The sequence below is a fragment of the Pseudoalteromonas sp. Z1A2 genome (genome assembly GCF_011378755.1).
GTDB lineage: Bacteria > Pseudomonadota > Gammaproteobacteria > Enterobacterales > Alteromonadaceae > Pseudoalteromonas > Pseudoalteromonas distincta.
Map to the genome: position 1 here is coordinate 53,780 of NZ_WTKX01000004.1, position 19,318 is coordinate 73,097.

General features: G+C 40.1%; 17 protein-coding genes. 10 read left to right on the forward strand and 7 right to left on the reverse strand.

Translation table 11 applies throughout. The annotated features are described in order from the left end of the window. The first annotated feature begins 245 nt into the window (after positions 1-245). Genes miaB through lnt form a run of 5 tightly spaced genes read left to right on the forward strand, consistent with a single transcriptional unit; the run spans position 246 to position 5,704 of the window. Positions 246-1,694 carry a tRNA (N6-isopentenyl adenosine(37)-C2)-methylthiotransferase MiaB gene (gene miaB / locus GQR47_RS04620; RefSeq protein WP_002958544.1) on the forward strand — a complete coding sequence of 483 codons (1,449 nt, stop codon included), beginning with the start codon at positions 246-248 and terminating at the stop codon, positions 1,692-1,694. Positions 1,695-1,744: 50 nt separating this feature from the next. Continuing rightward, positions 1,745-2,803: a PhoH family protein gene (locus GQR47_RS04625; RefSeq protein WP_002958543.1), complete on the forward strand. Its 1,059-nt coding sequence runs from the start codon at positions 1,745-1,747 to the stop codon at positions 2,801-2,803. Positions 2,804-2,807: 4 nt separating this feature from the next. Continuing rightward, positions 2,808-3,266: an rRNA maturation RNase YbeY gene (gene ybeY / locus GQR47_RS04630; protein ID WP_002958542.1), complete on the forward strand. Its 459-nt coding sequence runs from the start codon at positions 2,808-2,810 to the stop codon at positions 3,264-3,266. 22 nt (positions 3,267-3,288) lie between these two features. Then, on the forward strand, positions 3,289-4,173 hold the full coding sequence (gene corC / locus GQR47_RS04635) for a CNNM family magnesium/cobalt transport protein CorC (protein WP_007585597.1): 885 nt from the start codon (positions 3,289-3,291) through the stop codon (positions 4,171-4,173). Beyond that, positions 4,154-5,704, forward strand: a complete 1,551-nt coding sequence (gene lnt / locus GQR47_RS04640) for an apolipoprotein N-acyltransferase (RefSeq protein ID WP_279167430.1) — start codon at positions 4,154-4,156, stop codon at positions 5,702-5,704. Before corC ends, lnt begins: the two co-directional genes overlap by 20 nt. Positions 5,705-5,759: 55 nt before the next feature. On the opposite strand, the gene GQR47_RS04645 is transcribed toward lnt, so the two are convergent. Both GQR47_RS04645 and GQR47_RS04650 read right to left on the reverse strand, forming a co-directional pair. Further along, a complete protein-coding gene (locus GQR47_RS04645) occupies positions 5,760-7,346 on the reverse strand; it encodes a TIR domain-containing anti-phage reverse transcriptase (RefSeq protein WP_165723589.1) in 1,587 nt (528 codons plus the stop codon). Positions 7,347-7,592: 246 nt separating this feature from the next. Further along, a complete protein-coding gene (locus GQR47_RS04650; protein WP_165723590.1) occupies positions 7,593-8,603 on the reverse strand; it encodes an RDD family protein in 1,011 nt (336 codons plus the stop codon). A 223-nt stretch (positions 8,604-8,826) separates the two neighbouring features. Here GQR47_RS04650 and GQR47_RS04655 point away from each other — a divergent pair, with 223 nt between their 5' ends. Further along, positions 8,827-9,402: a hypothetical protein gene (locus GQR47_RS04655; protein ID WP_024591117.1), complete on the forward strand. Its 576-nt coding sequence runs from the start codon at positions 8,827-8,829 to the stop codon at positions 9,400-9,402. Between the two features lie 17 nt (positions 9,403-9,419). Beyond that, positions 9,420-9,968, forward strand: coding sequence for a hypothetical protein (locus GQR47_RS04660; protein WP_024591118.1), 549 nt, complete (start codon positions 9,420-9,422; stop codon positions 9,966-9,968). A gap of 63 nt (positions 9,969-10,031) precedes the next feature. Here GQR47_RS04660 and GQR47_RS04665 read toward each other — a convergent pair whose 3' ends face one another. Then, positions 10,032-11,120, reverse strand: a complete 1,089-nt coding sequence (locus GQR47_RS04665) for an alkene reductase (protein WP_165723591.1) — start codon at positions 11,118-11,120, stop codon at positions 10,032-10,034. 180 nt (positions 11,121-11,300) lie between these two features. Here GQR47_RS04665 and GQR47_RS04670 point away from each other — a divergent pair, with 180 nt between their 5' ends. Together GQR47_RS04670 and GQR47_RS04675 are read left to right on the forward strand one after the other, a co-directional pair. Continuing rightward, entirely contained in the window at positions 11,301-12,077 is a 777-nt protein-coding gene (locus GQR47_RS04670) for a hypothetical protein (protein ID WP_024594699.1), read from the forward strand. Between the two features lie 67 nt (positions 12,078-12,144). Further along, positions 12,145-12,669: a CIA30 family protein gene (locus tag GQR47_RS04675; protein WP_024594700.1), complete on the forward strand. Its 525-nt coding sequence runs from the start codon at positions 12,145-12,147 to the stop codon at positions 12,667-12,669. A 144-nt stretch (positions 12,670-12,813) separates the two neighbouring features. Here GQR47_RS04675 and GQR47_RS04680 read toward each other — a convergent pair whose 3' ends face one another. From GQR47_RS04680 to GQR47_RS04695, 4 genes are all read right to left on the reverse strand, one after another. Beyond that, positions 12,814-13,068, reverse strand: a complete 255-nt coding sequence (locus GQR47_RS04680) for a hypothetical protein (protein WP_002958531.1) — start codon at positions 13,066-13,068, stop codon at positions 12,814-12,816. A gap of 25 nt (positions 13,069-13,093) precedes the next feature. Next, positions 13,094-13,570: an FKBP-type peptidyl-prolyl cis-trans isomerase gene (locus GQR47_RS04685; protein WP_024594701.1), complete on the reverse strand. Its 477-nt coding sequence runs from the start codon at positions 13,568-13,570 to the stop codon at positions 13,094-13,096. Positions 13,571-13,572: 2 nt separating this feature from the next. Next, complete coding sequence (locus GQR47_RS04690; RefSeq protein ID WP_024594702.1) at positions 13,573-15,996, reverse strand: AAA family ATPase; 2,424 nt, start codon at positions 15,994-15,996, stop codon at positions 13,573-13,575. A gap of 77 nt (positions 15,997-16,073) precedes the next feature. Further along, positions 16,074-16,532 (reverse strand): zinc ribbon-containing protein, encoded by a 459-nt coding sequence (locus GQR47_RS04695; protein WP_165723592.1) that lies wholly within the window; start codon positions 16,530-16,532, stop codon positions 16,074-16,076. A gap of 196 nt (positions 16,533-16,728) precedes the next feature. Between GQR47_RS04695 and leuS the strand changes: the two genes are divergently transcribed. Continuing rightward, entirely contained in the window at positions 16,729-19,317 is a 2,589-nt protein-coding gene (leuS, locus tag GQR47_RS04700) for a leucine--tRNA ligase (protein ID WP_024594703.1), read from the forward strand. The last annotated feature ends 1 nt before the right edge of the window (position 19,318 follow it).

The following is a 19,318-nucleotide window of genomic DNA, read 5'->3' on the forward strand; positions in this document are numbered from 1 at the left end:
TTTTATTATTACTTGAGTCTGTTTTGATTGTATCAAAATTAATTTGTTTTATACCAGGGGATATCCCTAACCGCTGATTAAACTCGCCTCGTATTGATTTGAGATCACAAACATGAAAACTATACTTGGATCTGGACGGGTATCCAGCTAAAATACGCCTCCTTTAAGTGAGCATGCTTGCTCCTTAATCCTGTTTCAAGCACATTTTTGTGCCACTATCGAATTGAACACGAGGCTATATTTCAATGAGCAAAAAGCTGCATATTAAAACCTGGGGTTGTCAGATGAACGAATACGACTCTCAGAAAATGGCTGAACTTTTAGATGCCACCAACGGCTACCAGCTAACTGAAGATGCAACAGATGCCGACGTAATCTTACTTAACACCTGTTCAATTCGTGAAAAAGCACAAGAAAAAGTATTTCACCAATTAGGTCGCTGGAAGTTATTAAAAGACGACAAGCCAGATTTAATCATTGGTGTAGGTGGTTGTGTTGCCTCACAAGAAGGTGACTCTATTCGCCAACGTGCGCCATTTGTAGATGTTATTTTTGGTCCGCAAACGCTACACCGTTTACCAGAAATGATTAAACAAGTGCAAGGCGACAAAGGCTCATCGGTTGTTGATATTTCATTCCCAGAGATTGAAAAATTTGACCGTCTGCCAGAGCCAAAAGCAGATGGCCCATCTGCTTTCGTATCAATTATGGAAGGCTGTTCTAAGTACTGTACTTTTTGTGTTGTACCTTATACTCGCGGTGAAGAAGTTAGTCGCCCAGTAGATGACGTACTACTTGAAGTTGCACAACTTGCAGAGCAAGGCGTACGTGAAGTAAATCTTTTAGGTCAAAACGTAAACGCATACCGCGGTGATACGCACGATGGTGAAATTTGTTACTTTTCTGATTTAATTCGTCTTATAGCAGCTATTGATGGTATTGACCGTATTCGTTACACCACATCGCACCCGGTAGAATTTACCCCAGATATAATCGACGTTTACGCCGATGTGCCAGAGCTTGTAGATCACTTACATTTACCAGTACAAAGTGGTTCAGACCGTATATTAAACCTAATGAAACGTGGCCATACGGCAATTGAATACAAATCGACAATTCGCAAGTTACGTAAAATTCGTCCTAACTTAAGTATGTCGTCAGATTTCATTATTGGTTTCCCAGGCGAAAGCAAAGAAGACTTTGAAGCAACCATGAAGCTTATTAGCGACATAGGTTTTGATATGAGCTTTAGCTTTATTTACAGCGCACGCCCAGGTACGCCAGCGGCAGATTTGCCGGATGACGTAACAGAGCAAGAGAAAAAAGAACGCTTATACTTACTACAAAACCGTATTACACAAATGGCGCAGCAAATTAGTCGTCAAATGTTCGATACAGAGCAACGTATACTTGTTGAAGGTCCTTCTAAGAAGAACCCTATGGAATTACGTGGCCGTACAGAAAACAACCGTGTAGTAAATTTTGTTGGCCCGCACACTGTGATCGGACAGTTTGTTGATGTACGTATTACCGAAGCACTACCTAACTCTTTACGTGGTGACTTAATTCGTACAGAATCAGAAATGAACTTACGACGTGAAGTCGCTCCTTCAGCTATTTTAACTAAAGCTGCAGCTGCAGAGCCAAAACCAGACACTGTTAACGAAATTGGCGTAGCTACTTTCGTTCCTTAGTCACACAATTAGCGCCAGTTAACGCTGGCGCAGTACTATAGGAAGCAATTTTGAGTAATCAGTTAAAAACATTAGAGATTTATTTAGAACCTGCCGATAACAAACGCCTATCTTCTTTATGTGGCCCGTTTGACGAAAACATCAAACAAATTGAACGCCACCTGGCTGTTGAAATAATTCACCGTGACAACTTTTTTAAAGTAACCGGTAAACTACACAACTGCGCCGGCGCTGTAGAAATCTTAAAAAACCTTTATGTTGATACTCAGCCAGTTCGTGGTGTTTTAGGCGAAATAGAACCCGACGCCGTTCATTTAGCTATTACCGAATCAAAAGCCTTAGAGCAAGATGCATCCAGCAGCGCTTATGGCAAAGAAATGGTTATTAAAACCCGCCGTGGTGTAATTAAACCACGTAACGACAACCAAGGTGTTTATGTGGCTAATATTTTAAACCACGACATTACCTTTGGTATTGGCCCTGCAGGTACTGGTAAAACTTACCTTGCAGTTGCAGCCGCCGTCGACGCTCTTGAGCGCCAAGAAATACGCCGTATATTACTAACGCGCCCTGCTGTAGAAGCTGGCGAAAAGCTTGGCTTTTTACCAGGTGATTTAAGTCAAAAAATAGACCCATACCTGCGCCCTCTTTACGATGCTCTTTTTGAAATGCTAGGTTTTGAAAAAGTAGAAAAACTCATCGAAAAAAATATCATCGAAGTCGCACCGCTTGCTTACATGCGCGGACGTACTTTAAACGATGCCTTTATTATTTTAGATGAAAGCCAAAATACCACCGCCGAGCAAATGAAAATGTTTTTAACCCGTATAGGGTTTAACTCAAAAGCGGTGATTACAGGCGATATTACACAGGTCGATTTACCTCGTGGCACACGCTCAGGCCTTCGCCATGCAATTGAAGTACTTGATGGCGTAAACGAAATTAGCTTTAACTACTTCAAAGCCCACGACGTAGTACGTCACCCTGTTGTAGCACGCATAGTTGAAGCATACGAGCGTAACGACGAAAGCGAGCGACTTAAGCGCATTGAAAAGCAAAACGCAAAAGACGCACTCGCTGCTCTTCAACAGCCTACTACTAAAGAGTAATACTTTGACAACCGAACTTGATTTACAAATAGCCTGTGAGTTTGACAACCTCCCAAGCGAAGAACAATTTGCGCTATGGGCCGACAAAGCCCTTAGCCAATACCGTGACGAGTCAGAACTCAGTATCGTTATTAGCGACGAAGCGCAATCGCAACAACTTAATAACGACTATCGCGGTAAAAATAAACCGACCAACGTACTGTCGTTCGAATTTGAAGCACCACCAGGAATAGATATTCCCTTGGTTGGTGATTTAATTATTTGCCCAGCCATTGTATTAGCTGAAGCAATTGAGCAAGAGAAGTCATTTCATGACCACTTTGCTCACATGGTTATTCACGGATGCTTGCATTTGCTTGGATTTGACCATATAAAGAGTGACGATGCTTTAGAGATGGAAAGCATCGAAAAGCAATTACTTGCAGAGCTAAACATAGCAGACCCATACCGGGACGATATTTAAATTAACGGAGCAATTAGACGCAATGAGCGACGGTAACTCGCAATCTAGCCAGGGTTCTTCTGGCAAAACGTGGTTGGGCAGAATAGCCCAAATGTTGCAAGGGGAACCCCAGAATAGAGAAGAGCTGGTCGAAGTTATTGCCGATGCGCAAGAACGAGACGTAATCGATCCTGAAACAAAAGAGATGATAGAAGGTGTGCTTGGCGTGTCTGAGCTTAAAGTGCGAGACATAATGGTTCCGCGCTCACAAATGATCACTCTTGAGATCGACAGCCCGCTTGAAGAGCTAATTCCAATGATGGTTGACTCAACTCACTCACGTTTTCCAGTGGTGATTGAAGACAAAGACCATGTAGAAGGTTTTTTACTCGCTAAAGATTTATTGCCACTGATCTTAAATAAAGACGAGCATTTACCATCAATACGCGATTATTTACGTCCAGCAATGGTAGTACCTGAGAGCAAACGTGTTGATACATTGCTAAACGAATTCCGTCAGCAACGCTACCATATGGCTGTTGTTATTGACGAATACGGCGGCGTATCGGGCTTGGTAACGATTGAAGATATTCTTGAAATAATTGTTGGCGAAATCGAAGATGAGCACGACGAAGAAGAAGAACATCAAGATATTCGTCGACTTGCGAAACATGTTCACGTAGTGCAAGCACTCACACCTGTAGATGACTTTAACGAGCATTTTAAAACAGGCTACAGCACAGACGAAGCCGATACTATTGGCGGAACTGTACTGCACGCATTTGGCCATATGCCAAGCCGTGGTGAAACGATTGACATAGAAGGTTACCAATTTAAAGTAACCAACGCCGACAATCGTCGTATTTTGCAACTGCAAGTCACCGTTCCTAAGGCTGATGATAACGACAGTGAAGAAACTGCTAACTAGACTTACCCTATTAGCAAAAGATAAAAAAGCATGGCTCGCACTCGTTGCGGGCCTTGTTTTAACTTTTGGCTACGCCCCCTTTGAAATTTGGCCCATCGTATTTATTAGCCTTGGTGCCATAATTTTTTGCGTCAACCCCAATAATACCGGTAAAGCACACGCAAAAACCGCTGCTAAATATGGCTTTATATTTGGCCTAGGCTGGTTTGGTGCAGGTATAAGCTGGGTACATGTTTCTATTGCCACCTTTGGCGGTATGCCGCTTATAGCGTCGCTCTCGTTAATGGCTTTTTTGTGCGCCTACTTAGCGTTATTTCCCGCACTTGCCTTTTGGGCAACTACACGCTTTGCCAGTGGCCCTAAAAGCTTTGGCGCATTACTTATTGCCTGCTTTGCAATTAGTGAGTATTTACGTGGCACCGTACTTACCGGTTTCCCGTGGTTAAGTTTTGGCTACACACAAACCGACGGACCTTTAAGGTTGCTTGCCCCTTATATTGGCGAGTTTGGCTTAACACTTACCTGTGTCGCTATTGGCTTTGCACTATATAGACTTACCCAAAAAGATTTTAAAACCCCAGCGGTTACTGCTACAGCTGTTGCGCTTATTTTTACAGGCGCAAACACCACAGGTAGTATTCATTACACAGATAAAAACATGTCAGTATTGCTCGTACAAGGCAACATACAGCAACACCTGCGCTTTGAGCCAAGTGAGTTTTGGACCACAATGAGCAAATACCAAGACCTGACACGCCCACATTGGGATGCCGACTTAATAGTATGGCCCGAAGCCGCAGTGCCTGAAATAGAAATGCTTGCTGATTCCTACTTAGCCAATTTAGACAGTGCCGCCTCGTTTAATAAAACCGCCCTTGTTACCGGTATTGTTGACTACCAGCGAGACACCAAAAACATATTTAACACACTTATTGTAGTCGGTAATAAAGAGCGCGGCGACGAGCACGGGCATTACCATTACCTTGATAAAAACCGCTATCAAAAACACCAGCTATTACCTATTGGCGAATTTGTACCGTTTCAAGATTTTTTGCGCCCTATTGCTCCGTTATTCGATTTACCTATGTCGTCGTTTACTCGTGGCGACAAAGTGCAAAACAACTTACGCGCCAATGGCTATAACTTACTCCCCGCTATTTGCTACGAAATTGTTTTTGCCGACTTAGTACGCGGAAATTACAAAAGCGATTCCGACCTACTCTTTACGGTAAGTAACGATGCCTGGTTTGGCGACTCTATTGGGCCTTTGCAACATATGCAAATAGCCCGTATGCGCGCGCTCGAACTACAACGCCCTCTAGTACGAGTTACCAACAATGGGGTAAGCGCCGTATACGACCCTATAAGCCACGCACAACAAACCATGCCTCAGTTTGAAGCTACCATATTGAGAGCCAACATTAAGCTTATAAAAGGCGACAGCGTGTACAGCCAGTATGGCAACGTGTTTGTTTGGGGATTAGTGTTTTTGATGGGTCTTAGTGGTTTTGGAGTTAGGTTTAGAAAGTAAACTTTTATCTTACAGTGATTCTAAAGCGTTTACTCTTACTAGAATCACTGTAAATTTATTTTGCCATTAATAATGACTCAATCTTATCTGTAATTTCTTCGATATTATCTTTATATCCGACAAAAAGTTTATCTGCTAAAAGAGGTAGTTGACTAATTAAAGCGTCTCCATCTCCAACCATGAGAGGTAATAACTTTGTATTCTCTGCCCCTATCTCTGCTGATAAAACAGCATTGAGTTCTTTCATAGGCCAAGATTTTTTTACTGAATCCTCTGATATTATTGCAATGACATATTTAGACTTTTGAAGCGCCGTATTAATTTTTGCTACAAGAGAATCCCCCCAATTTATCGCGAAACAATCTATAAATGCATTTATATTACGCTTTTTAAGAGACTCATATAGAGGCAAAGCCACACTTTCTTTATCTTCACTCGCATGGCAAATAAAAACATCATACATTTCGAATATACCTTTTAATTTATTGATAAATGCAGGTGGGTTGTTATCTAGTTCCAAAACCTTTTTACATAATGTTAAGTACGGGGAATGATCCTCACCTCTAACCATTCTTATAAAGCTTAAGTTACCATAAACAGCTCTTTTATATATAGACCCATCTAGCTTACTCATATCAATTTCAGATTTTTCTGCATGATATCGTACTTTGATAAAGCGTTTTTCAGCTTCAATTAAGTTTTTCCCCCATTCATTTATCATTGCTCTAGTTTTACGAATGAATTTACGGTTTATATTAACACCCTTATTTACAACTAACCCAGTCACCTCCTGTCTTTGCGATTTATGCTGCAACCTAGTTTTCTTATGGTTAATCGAAAAACCAGAGCTAATAACAGCCGCCTCTAAAACATTCCCGACCTTATAAATATATTGCTCATCATCTAATTTAGATTTTTCAATAATGGCTTGTGAAAAGGGCTTATTACTTGAAAAAGTAATATCATCAGCGTATCTCGTGTAGACTAAATGAAACTTTTTAGCTATTTTTGTTAGCTTCCGGTCTAAACTAGTAGATGCTAAATTAGAAAGAACTGGTGAAGTAGAGGCACCTTGGGGCAATCTTCCTTTATAAGTACAAATTTGGGCAAGAACTGTTGCAGCTGGTACGCCCATATTAAATGGTACACTTTTAAATATTCCCTGTACTCGTCCGAAATTAACTGAATGAAAGAAATCTTTTAAGTCAATGTTTAATACAAACGCCTTTTTTTTATGCTGTTCTGCATTGGAAATAATACCTTTCCCATTCCCCACAAAACCATGTACTGGTTTTTTAACTCTATAGTGAGCTTCAATTAAAGGTTTAACTTTATCTTGTAAAATTTTAACAGAGCTACAAGGGCTTTCAATACTTCGATCCTCTCCTGATTTCTTTTTTACAGTAAAGCTTTTATAGTTTTGATTTTGAGAATATAAGATATATAAAAGCTGGCCTACAGGAAGCTCTAAAATATTGGCTACATCATTATCTGTTTGTAAGCCTAGAAATTTTTGTTGTGAGAAATTAAGTTCACGAGTTAAATGAGGGGAAAGTTTCGGGTTTATCCATGTATATCCTGAGCCATTGCTGATCTTTTTTGGCTCAAATAAATTTAAGTGAAATAAGAGATTATTCAACATATTTATCAATTAACATCCATGTGGTTATAGCGGCTTCAACCCAATCACTTTGCGCACTTTGAGAGAGTAATCAGATAATTTCAAGCAATCTGATACAGTTGACATAGGCGTATCTTACCCTGAGTTCCTAATCTAAAGCGGTAACAACTTCAGACATTTTGGGTCGAAACCGATAAAATAATACACTAAAAACAGCATAATTGATAAGTTCAAACTAAAAAGTTTTTAAATTATTTGCATTTCAATCTAACACTTAACCAGCTCCTCAAGCGTTTCAACGCTCACTGGCTGATTCAAGTTACCTTTAATAACTACTGTCGCTGATATTTTATCTTGAATCGCTTGTCTGTTTGGATCCCAATATATCTGTAAAAACCCTAACAAGCCTGTGGCAAAGCCTGCACCGTAGCCGCCGTAGCGACCAAAACAATCTAATAAACCTAATGGCTCACCGCTTAGGGCGACAACACGGATATTACAAACCTTTTTACCCGGCGTTTGGCCGCGCCAAAGTAGCGAGAACAACGTAAAGTAAACTGCAGCCCAGCCAAAACCTAAGCCTAAGTCTTGAATAATGCCTTTGCTCCACTGCAAAATACTATTTGTGGTTGTTTGTGCAGGTTTTTCTTCTATTAACTGTGCAGGCTTTATTTCGTTATTTTCACTGAGCACTAATAGTTGTAAAAGTACGGTAGCAAGTTGTGGGTTTTGTAGGTCGTCCATTTCTGCTAATTTGGGAACTTGCCCAATTAAATTATCAAACGCGTTTTGTTGGCAAGGTTGCTCACAGCTGTCATCGGCTGTTTGCGCTAAATAAGTATTTACCTGTTGTTTTTCTGTGGGAGTAAGCTGAATTTCATCTTGTATTTTTACGCCCTGAACAGCTAAAGCTTGATCAGCGTTATCGTCTTCTAGGTAATCTATGCCAATTGAAAGCACAGTAAGTGCGCTTACAAATAAAATACTTGCTGCCGTTACTTTTAAGATTCTTCGCCACACACTCGACATTTTTGGAAGGTATTGCTGCGCCGTACCTTTATAAAAAGCCATTGCAGCAACAAATGCTATTAAAGCCGCGCTAAGTTTGGCTGCTAAAAATATCAATGCAACATCAATAATAATCGCTAGTGCACGCCGAATTGGCGTAGCTAAAGGCAAGCCCAGTAAAGCACTGTCTATTTTAAAGGCGTAGGGGGTAACAACTTCTCGGGTTTCAGAATTTGATAATTCTAATTGTTCTATCTCTTTGGCTTTCATTTATTTTCTTGTTATTAGAATAGGTAACCCGGTTAACTTACGCGTTTTTTATTTTTTGCTCAAGATTAACTCTGCATTATTTTAAAGAAAATCGACCTCACAAACACTAAAAGTTACAACCGTTTACAAATATCCTGTTAACATAATTTACAAAGGTAACTATTGAACATATATTGATGCTGAAACTGCTTTCACACTAAAAATTAAATATATGGAGTATATTTTGAAGTTATTAACTAACATGTTTTTTTTGTTTTCGGTCCTTATTTTGAGTGGCTGTGCCCACCAGATAAGTTTAAATCCAGACACTGAAAAACTTCAGGTTACAGAAAATAAATCAGCATCAGTTGTAGGTTATTATATTTCTGAAGATGATATAAAAACACAAGTAAAAACACCTGGCGGTGGTGGCGATAATGTTAGTTACAAACCTTATAAAGACACAGAAGCAGCGCTGTATACTGTGCTTTCTAATAAATTTGAAAACGTCTATAAGCTTGAATCATTAACTGATAGTACATTTTTAAAAGATAAAAAAATTGAGTATGTATTCATACCGACAATAACAACGCAATCTAGCTCAGATAGCTTATTCACATGGCCACCTACAGAATTTACCTTCACGCTAAACTGTAAAACTTTAAATAACAATGGTGATATAGCATGGAATAGTGAAGTTAAAGGTTTTGGCAAAGCTGAATTTGATGAGTTTAAAAATGATTTTTCTTTATCTGCAAAACGTGCAACAGAAGAAGCATTTAACAAACTAGTTGTAGAACTTGATCAATCAAATTTATAAATAAGGACAGAAATAAAATGAAGTATAAAAGTTCACTAGGTCTAATCGCGGCTTTATTTTTAAGTGCATGTACCATTCAAGTTCCACCTTATAGTGCAGATATCAGTAACGTTTCTAAACTAAAAGAAGAGTCTAATACACCAGTCTCAGTCGGAAAAATTGAATCTGAAAAAAAATTAAATAAGATATCACTTCGAGGCTCTCCTCTTGTTTCATCTGTAGGCAACAGCTATGGTGAATATATTGAGAGCGCTTTAATACAAGAATTAAAACTGGCTAAACTTTGGTCTGGTGTTGCTAAAAAGCAAGTAACTGGCAAGGTTATTGACCAAGATATTGATGTAACAGGGTTCTCAGAGGGGAATTCATTTATAAAAGTAAATTTTGTTGTTTCAGAAGACGATGCAATTTTATTTGAGAAAGTAATTTCAGCTGAACATGATTTCGACTCTTCATTTATTGGAGCAATTGCAATCCCAAATGGTCAACGAAGCTATGTAGAGCTTGTTCAAAAATTACTTAAGAACTTGTATTCTGACGAAGAGTTTATTACTGCAATTAAGTAAGTACTCTCTGTGCAATTAAAACAAATAAGGAGCTGTATGTTACAGCTCCTTATTTATATAAATTTAATTTGTAACTGGATAATCGGTATAGCCTTGCTCTGCACCACCAAACAAAGTGTCGGGGTTGTGGCTGTTAATAGGCTTGCCTTGCTTTAAGCGTGCTGGTAAGTCTGGGTTTGATACAAATGGGCGACCAAAGCCAATCATGTCAGCCCAGCCTTCGCTAAGTGCTTTGTCTGCGCGCTCTTTGGTGTACTTGCCTGCGTAAATTAATACACCGCTGTAAGCTTTACGAATGGTGTGTTTAAACTCAACACTCATTAAAGGTGCATCATCCCAATCGGCTTCAGCTATATGCATATAACCTACACCGGCTTTGTTTAATGCCTCAGAAACAGCTAAATAAGTTTCCTCAGGATTTTCGTCTACTGTGCCATTAAGGGTTGTTAACGGGGCAAGTCTTACACCTACCTTGCTGCTACCAATTTCGTCGCTAACAGCATTTACCACTTCAATTAAAAAGCGTATACGGTTTTGCACGCTGCCACCATATTCATCGGTGCGAGCATTTGACTCTGAGTCTAAAAATTGGTTAATAAGGTAACCATTTGCAGCATGAAGCTCTATGCCATCAAATCCTGCATTAACTGCATTTTTAGCAGCTTGACGAAATTCGCCTATGGCTTGCGTAATATCTTGTTTGCTCATTCCGCGTGGGAGTTGGGTGTCTACAAACCCCGGTGCGCCGTTTGTATCTACAAATACTTTTACGTCTTTTGCAGGAATGGCCGAGGCTGAAATAGGCTGCACGCCACCGGTGTTGTCACTGTGAGTTACGCGACCAACATGCCAAAGCTGAGCAAACATCACGCCACCAGCGCTATGTACTGCGCTTGTTACTTTACTCCAGCCTGCAACTTGCTCATTTGAATAAATACCCGGAGTCCAAGCGTAACCTTTACCAAGCTCACTAATTTGCGTACCTTCGCTTACAATTAGCCCGGCACTTGCGCGCTGTGCGTAATATGTTGCCATTAAGTCGTTAGCTATATCGCCGGGCTGTGTTGAACGCGAGCGAGTCATTGGGGGCATAACAATACGGTTTTTTAATGTGTTACCTGCAAGTTCTATTGGTTCAAAAAGTAATGTCATAATGCCTCCTAAGTTTGATTGCGCTCATAATAACGTAACCAAGCACATGCAAAAACAACAAAAACTGCAAAATAGTTTTGTTGTATCTGCAATAAAGCCACAAAGTAAAACACATTAACTTTAGGTGAACTAAATGTATTTTGTTGACTCTTAACAGCACTATTAAGTTGAGGGTTTGATGTGAATAAAGGGAATGCATGGCCGTGGGTTATCTCGTTGTGTATACACGCTATTGTGTTGTACTTTTTGTTTTCGCAATCTATTAAAGTTGCGCCGCCAAAGGAGGAAAAAAACGCAATAATACAGGCCTATGTTACGGTTAATTTAGCAAGCCTACCTAAGCCAAGCTCAGTTGTTACAACAACCAATGCGCCTGATATAAAACCTGTAAACACTAAAACTGATGCACCAAATTCAGCAACCTCTAACACTACACCTATAAAAAAAGATTCTACAAAAGCCAAAGTAAGGGTAACTAAAAAAACGCAAGCCAAAACCATCACGTTACCAAAGGCACAAACAGAGCTTAAAAAAGCCCCTGTAAAACCTGTTGAACCCCTGGTAGCCGCGCCTTCAGAGCCTACAACAAAAGCTTCTCAAACATTTAAAAAGCTAAATCCATACGCGCCGCTATTTGGCTCTCCTGTAAATAATATGACTCATAAAAAAATGGTCTCCTTTGGTGAAGATAAAAGCTCTGAAAATGATGAGATAAACAATAAGCCCACAATTAAAACGCCAGTAAAATCTGATAATTCAGAAGTTATTAGCCAAAATACAACAGGCACACGACGATTAGAAAAATTTAACGGTAAATGCTATTTAATTGATACTTCAACCGTATTTGGTAGTAATGGCATGCCTCAAGGTAGCGGTAAACCCTGCCCTGAGGATAAAACTGATAAAGAAATTATGTTTGAAAAAATCATGAAAAAATGGAGCCGTAAAAATAATTAGCTTTAAATAAGTGAACAAATAATATGTTTATCCGTATTGATAAGCTTAAAGTACTTAGGAGTAAGCCATGATCACCAAACAACTATCATCACTTTTTGTATTTAATTTATTAGTTGTAAGTGCACAAGCGAATGCAAACCAGCGCTGGTACGTTATTAACGACTCAGTAATGGGCGGTGTATCTAATAGCCAAGTAACACAAACTCAAGAAAGTTTGCTTTTTACAGGCAATGTTTCGCTTGATAATAACGGCGGTTTTGCATCAATACGTACAGAGCTAAATACACAAAGCCAAAATACTAAAGCTATAGCGCTGCGTGTTAAAGGTGATGGACAAATCTATCAGCTCAGGCTCAGAACTACCAATTACCTTGATGGCGCAGCGTACACCCACTCATTTAAAACAGTAAAAAATGAATGGGTAGATATAAACTTTGCTCCGAGTGATTTTACTTTAACGTATCGCGGCCGCGTGCTTGAGCAACAACCGATTATTGATTTTGACGATATAAAACAGCTAGGCTTTATGATTGCAGGTAAGCAAGAAGGTAAGTTTAAACTTGAAGTGGGTAAAATTGAGTTTAAAAGCTAATCAAGCAGCAAGCTTTGGCATTGAGCGGTGTAATCATGAGCGCGAATGGTTGCGCTACTTTCGGTGTACTATTTAGCCCTACTAGCAAAAAGCCCCACTTTATTAAAGTAGGGCTTATACCAATTTATTAAACTAACTCATTGCTTACTTAGTGCTTTGGTTATCTTGTGAGAGCGCAATAAGTGCAAGCGCCGCATTTAGACGAGTATTTAAATTATTATAAATAGTCATTCCAAACACACCGATAATACAAACTATTAAACCCATTTGTAGGTTAACGCTCATCTCTAGTAAAAAAACAGCTGCAACTAGTAAGCATAGCGCTAATGCATAAATAATAGATTGAAAGGTAAAGTTAATATCACCTTTGGCTATTTTAAGTAATTCATCTTTATTCATAATTTACTTCCTTGTTATTTAATCCCTAAGACTCAATTGCCAGTAACTCTACTTCAAAAATAAGTACTGAGGCAGGAGGAATACTCCCTACTCGCTTTTCACCGTAGGCAAGTTGGTGCGGTACATAAAAAATGTATTTATCGCCTGGGCTCATCAGTTGTAAGCCCTCAGTCCAGCCTTTAATCACTTGGTGCAAGCCAAAACTAATCGGTGTTTTACGCTCTACTGAGCTGTCAAACACCGTGCCGTCGATTAGTGTGCCGTGGTAATGCACGTTAACCATACTTGTTGGGCTTGGTGTGTTTTCACTCTCACCTTTGTGTACTATTTTGTACTGCAAGCCAGAAGCTGTTTCTACTACACCTTCTACTTTTGCGTTAGCGGCTAAGTAATCGGCCCCTATTTGTGCATTTATGCCTGCTTGTTGTTTTGCTTTTTTACTATTTTGAAATATTAAAAAACAAAAAATGGCGATAACCACCGCCAAAATTATATTGATCATTATTAACCTTTTTCGTTATCTAGTTCTTCGTCTTTTTCGTCATCGTTATCGCCATTTACTATGTCGGCAATTTCTTTAAGGCGAGCAAGCGCAATTCCGTTTACTGAGTTTTCTGGATACTGGTCATCAATAATATCGCCAGCTTCTATATCCATTAGCAGGTTAAGCGCTTGGTCTACGGTTTCAACTGCGTAAATATTAAATTTACCCGCTTCAACTGCATTAAGTATTTCGTCATCAAGCACTAAGTTAACTTGGTTTGATTTAGGAATGATAACGCCTTGCGAACCTGTTAAGCCACGCATTTTACACAGTTTGAAAAAGCCTTCTATTTTTTCGTTTACGCCACCAATAGCCTGTACATCACCATGTTGGTTAATAGAGCCTGTCAGTGCAATTGATTGGCTAATAGGTAGGCTTGTAATAGACGAAATAAGCGCACACAACTCTGCCAAAGATGCACTATCGCCATCTATATAACCGTAGCTTTGCTCAATAGCGATATTAGCGCTAAGCGTTAAGCTAAAGTGCTGCGCGTATTTATTACCTAAATAACCGGTAAGTAGCATTACCCCTTTTGAGTGAATTGCTTTACCAAGCTCGGCTTCACGTTCAACATCTATTACGCCATCGGCGCCAGCATAAACCGTTGCCGTAATACGCGCAGGGGTACCAAATGAGGTATCGCCAATGTGTAATACGGTTAAACCATTTACTTTACCAATGGCTTGGCCGTCGGTTGCAATAAGTGTGTGACCTTCTTTTATATCGCTTAGCATGTTTTCACTAATTTGGCCGGTACGGTATTGCTTACCTTCAATGGCTTCATCAATATGATGCGCATCTACAACAGTTAATTTATCTTGTTTTGCGTAGTAACTTGCCTCTGCAACTAATTCAAGTACATCAGCAAAGCGCGCAGAAAGCTTATTGTGATGCTCTGCTTGGCGGTAGCTAAACTTAAGTAAACGCACCATAGCTGCTTGTGTGGTAGTGCACTTTAATGTTTGCTCGCAGTACTCGGTAACTTTAGTTATAAATTGGTACTGTAATTTATCGCTACTTGGTAAGTAGTAATCAAAGTCAGCTAATACTCTAAATAACTCTGCAAACTCTTCATCGTATTCACCTATGGTGTAATACAGTTCGCGCGAGCCTAATAAAATAATTTTTACATCAAGCGGTATAAGCTGCGGGCGAAGTGTAAAACTACTACCTACTGAGCTATCTTGATACGGTAAGTCGTTTTTAATTTGATGCGTTTTTAGCGAAAGTTTTAAACCATCCCACACTTGAGGGTTAGCCATTACCTTTTCAGCATCCATAATTAAATAACCGCCATTAGCACGGTGCAATGCTCCCGGCTGAATAGAGCGATAACTGGTAATTAAAGACCCTTGCGATGTGGAATACTCAATTTTACCAAATATATTACCAAATGTTGGATTGGGCTCGTACACCACGGGTGCTGCATCGTCTTCTTTAAACTCAACTAAAATATTAGGTGCAAAAAAGTCGGTAAGCATGCCTTTACGATCAAAGTCTTCTTTGCTTTCTTCGCTTTCGTCTTCGTCATCGAGCCACTCAAGTACCGCGTCTATAATTTCAACGCGTATATCTTTTAAATAACGCAGTACACCAATATGAGTTGCATATTTATGTTCTAAGTCTTTTAAAAGCGGTTTTGTGGCCTGCTCTGCAGTCGACTTTTTAAGATTACGCTGTTTTTCTTTTGATTCGCGCTTCCAGCGTGGCAGCTCAATTAACGCTTCTATTAATGCATCTTCTAGCTTTTCAATTTTTTCAAAAAACTCTTCGCGTAACGTTTCTTCAAGTTCGCCAAATTCGCTATCGCTTAATTGTTTACCATCTACAAGCGGTGCAAACCCAACTGAATTTTTTTCTTCGACTAATGCAACACTTTGCTCAAATGCCGCAATTTCTACTGCAGTAATAGCGCTGTCGTAGGCATCGTTAAATTCACGGTCGATTGATTTTTTTTTGCGTTGGTATCCTGGGTTATCAAATGCAGCAGGAAATGTGTCGAGTACTTCATCTAAAAATGAATCTATGTCGTCACTAAGTTGCTTGCTTTGACCTGCATGCATAAACAGCGCGATAGGCTCTCTGTGATCATCGTAATTATTTACGTATAACCATTCGTTTGGTGTTGGGCGGTCTTTTGCGTGTTGCTTAAGTTTATCTTTAACAAGCGTAAAGCGCCCATGGGCAGCCTCGCCCATTACATAAACGTTGTAACCAGGTAGTTCCATCCCTAAAGAGAAATCTAAGGCACTTTGGGCGCGTTGTTGGCCTATAAATGTTAGTTGCTCGGGGTATGGATTGCTCATACACGTATGTACGTGATTAGTAGAAATACTCGGTGCGAGCTTTGAAACAGATAGTGGCAGCAATTTTTTCGTCATTCTAACTTCTTTTTTTACCAACATATTCGCTGGCCTTTGGGCGTATTAAGTGGCCCGCAGCCACTTAATAATTATATTTAAGGGTGCAGCGCCTTACGACTAAAATAGATTCCATCACATTCAATACACGGTGTAATTTGTGTCGCGTGATAAACATCGTAACTATGGGTGCAATTCTTACATACTAATGTGCCCATGGCTATCCATTCGCCTGCGTGATACACACCATTGTGCTTAAAATCTTGACTAAGAGATTGCCACTCAAGCTGAGTTTTATCTTCTATGTGCGAAAGCTCAAACCATAAGGACTCTTTAAACTCTTGCCATGCAAGCGAATTATAGTGCGATTCGTTTTCTTGGACATGTTCTATATCGCGCTGTAAATAACTTTTATATAAAGCGTATCTTTCTTGCCCTAAATCTTTAAGTGCCTGCTCAGATTCAACAAATCGAGTAACTGCGTCTTTTACTTCATGATCTTTTACATCTTTTAGCCATTTGGTTAAATCGCCAAGCCATGCTTTATAATCTGCCATTTTTTACTCCTTCAAAATTGCTGTTAAATCAGTCTGTAACTTATGCCTTTAGCTAACCACACTATAAAAAGGCAGGTTAACCTGAACTGAAGGTTAGAATTTATCAAAACCGCGTTTTTGACGCTGTGAATAGCACTTTATTTGGGGTATCCTAATGTCAATTTTTTATTAGTTTGCAAGAAGTCTGGAACCATAGATGCAAGAGCAATATAACCCGCAAGATATAGAGTCAAAAGTACAAAGCTACTGGGAAGAAAACCAGGTATTTAAAGTCACTGAAGATGAGAGCAAAGAAAAGTATTATTGCCTTTCTATGTTTCCTTATCCGAGTGGTCGACTGCATATGGGTCATGTACGTAACTACACCATTGGTGATGTTGTTTCTCGTTTCCAGCGCCTGCAAGGCAAAAACGTAATGCAACCTATGGGTTGGGATGCGTTTGGTTTACCTGCAGAAAACGCTGCTATTAAAAACAAAACAGCACCTGCTAAGTGGACATACGAAAATATTGACTACATGCGTACACAGCTTAAGCAATTAGGTTTTGGTTATGACTGGGATCGCGAAATTGCGACGTGTCATCCAGAATACTACAAGTGGGAGCAGTGGTTTTTCACTAAGCTTTACGAAAAAGGCTTAGTGTATAAAAAAATGTCGACGGTTAACTGGGATCCAGTGGATCAAACAGTATTAGCTAACGAGCAAGTTATTGACGGTCGCGGTTGGCGTTCAGGCGCTGTGGTTGAGCAAAAAGAGATTCCACAGTGGTTTATTAAAATTACCGACTACGCACAAGAACTACTTGACGATTTAGACAAGTTGGAAGATTGGCCAGAGCAAGTTAAAACAATGCAGCGTAACTGGATTGGCCGCTCTGAAGGGTGTGATATTGAATTTAAACGCACCGATAACGACGAAACTTTTAGTGTATACACAACTCGTCCAGACACCTTTATGGGTGTGACGTATGTTGCTGTTGCTGGTGGTCACCCTATTGCACAAGAAGCCGCTAAAAATAGCGATGCTGTTGCAATGTTTGTTGAAGAATGCAAAAACACCAAAATTGCCGAAGCAGACATGGCAACAATGGAGAAAAAAGGCATAGCAACAGGCTTTTACGCAACTCACCCATTAACGGGCGAGCAAGTACCAATTTGGGTCGCTAACTTTGTATTAATGCATTACGGCTCAGGCGCTGTTATGGCGGTACCTGCACACGACCAACGCGATTTTGAATTTGCAACGGCTTACGGCCTAGATATTAAACAAGTAATTGCACCGGTTGAAGGCTCAGGTCTTGAAGTAAACCTTGAGCAAGAAGCATTTACCGATAAAGGCGTACTTGTAAATTCAGGTGAATTTGATGGTCTTGATTTTGACGCCGCGTTTAAAGCCATTGCCGACAAGCTTGAAGCACTCGGTGTTGGGGAGCGTAAAGTAAACTTCCGTCTACGTGACTGGGGTGTGAGCCGTCAGCGTTATTGGGGCTCTCCAATCCCAATGCTTAGCGACGAAGAAGGCAAAGAACTTGCAGCAACAGAAGATATGCTACCAGTTCGCTTACCAGAAGATGTGGTAATGAATGGTGTAACGTCACCTCTTAAAGCAGACCCTGAATGGGCTAAAACAACAGTAAATGGCGCACCTGCGTTTCACGAAACTGACACGTTTGACACCTTTATGGAATCATCTTGGTACTACGCACGCTACTGTAGCCCACGCTACGACGAAGGCATGCTAGATCCAGCGGCTGCTAACTATTGGTTACCAGTAAACCAATACATTGGTGGTATTGAGCACGCTATTTTACACTTATTGTACTCGCGATTTTTCCATAAATTATTACGTGACTTTGGTTTAGTAAATTCAGACGAGCCGTTCGACCGCTTACTTTGTCAAGGTATGGTGCTTGCTGAAACATTTTATCGTAAAGATGAAAAAGGCGGCGATGTATGGATTTCGCCAAGCGATGTAAATACCGAAACCGACGACAAGGGCCGCGTAACTAAAGCATGGCATAAAGAAGACGGTGAGCCGGTATTCTCATCAGGCATGAGTAAAATGTCGAAGTCTAAAAACAACGGTATAGACCCACAACAAGTAATTGCCCAATACGGTGCAGATACAGTGCGTTTATTTATGATGTTTACAGCACCACCAGAGCAAACGCTTGAATGGTCAGACTCAGGTGTTGAAGGCGCACATCGCTTCTTAAAACGTGTATGGAAATACGCAGTAGATGTTAAAACAGTAGGTTACCAAGCACTTGATAAATCAGCGCTCACTAACCCGCAAAAAGTACTACGTCGCGACTTACACAAAGCAATTGCTAAAGTGACTGATGATGTTGAACGTCGTCAAACCTTTAACACCGCTATTGCAGCCATTATGGAGCTTTCTAATAAGTTATTAAAAGCACCACTGAGCGACAAACAAGATGTAGCGATTGCTAACGAAGCACTTGAAGCATTAGTTATTATGCTTGCACCTATTACTCCGCATTTATCACATGAGCTTTGGAAAGAGCTTGGTAAAGAAGGCGAGATTTTAGATGCGCAGTGGCCAAAAGTTGACGAGTCGGCTCTTGTTGAAGATGAAAAACTAATCATCGTACAAGTAAACGGCAAGCTTCGCGCTAAGTTAACAGTGGCAGCTGATGCCACTCAAGAGCAAGTAGAAGCCCTTGCGTTTGCAGAATCTAACGTAACTAAATTTACGGATGGCGCAACTATTCGTAAAATCATTTACGTTCCAGGTAAACTACTTAACGTGGTAGCTAACTAAT

What these genes read in the sequence shown, in the direction of transcription:
- GQR47_RS04665 (WP_165723591.1), bottom strand. Translation starts at nt 11,120, where the DNA reads ATGACATTACTTTTTGAACCAATAGAACTTGCAGGTAACACATTAAAA.
- corC (WP_007585597.1), top strand. Translation starts at nt 3,289, where the DNA reads ATGAGCGACGGTAACTCGCAATCTAGCCAGGGTTCTTCTGGCAAAACG.
- GQR47_RS04695 (WP_165723592.1), bottom strand. Translation starts at nt 16,532, where the DNA reads ATGGCAGATTATAAAGCATGGCTTGGCGATTTAACCAAATGGCTAAAA.
- leuS (WP_024594703.1), top strand. Translation starts at nt 16,729, where the DNA reads ATGCAAGAGCAATATAACCCGCAAGATATAGAGTCAAAAGTACAAAGC.
- GQR47_RS04660 (WP_024591118.1), top strand. Translation starts at nt 9,420, where the DNA reads ATGAAGTATAAAAGTTCACTAGGTCTAATCGCGGCTTTATTTTTAAGT.
- GQR47_RS04675 (WP_024594700.1), top strand. Translation starts at nt 12,145, where the DNA reads ATGATCACCAAACAACTATCATCACTTTTTGTATTTAATTTATTAGTT.
- GQR47_RS04690 (WP_024594702.1), bottom strand. Translation starts at nt 15,996, where the DNA reads ATGACGAAAAAATTGCTGCCACTATCTGTTTCAAAGCTCGCACCGAGT.
- GQR47_RS04650 (WP_165723590.1), bottom strand. Translation starts at nt 8,603, where the DNA reads ATGAAAGCCAAAGAGATAGAACAATTAGAATTATCAAATTCTGAAACC.
- GQR47_RS04685 (WP_024594701.1), bottom strand. Translation starts at nt 13,570, where the DNA reads ATGATCAATATAATTTTGGCGGTGGTTATCGCCATTTTTTGTTTTTTA.
- GQR47_RS04645 (WP_165723589.1), bottom strand. Translation starts at nt 7,346, where the DNA reads ATGTTGAATAATCTCTTATTTCACTTAAATTTATTTGAGCCAAAAAAG.
- GQR47_RS04680 (WP_002958531.1), bottom strand. Translation starts at nt 13,068, where the DNA reads ATGAATAAAGATGAATTACTTAAAATAGCCAAAGGTGATATTAACTTT.
- miaB (WP_002958544.1), top strand. Translation starts at nt 246, where the DNA reads ATGAGCAAAAAGCTGCATATTAAAACCTGGGGTTGTCAGATGAACGAA.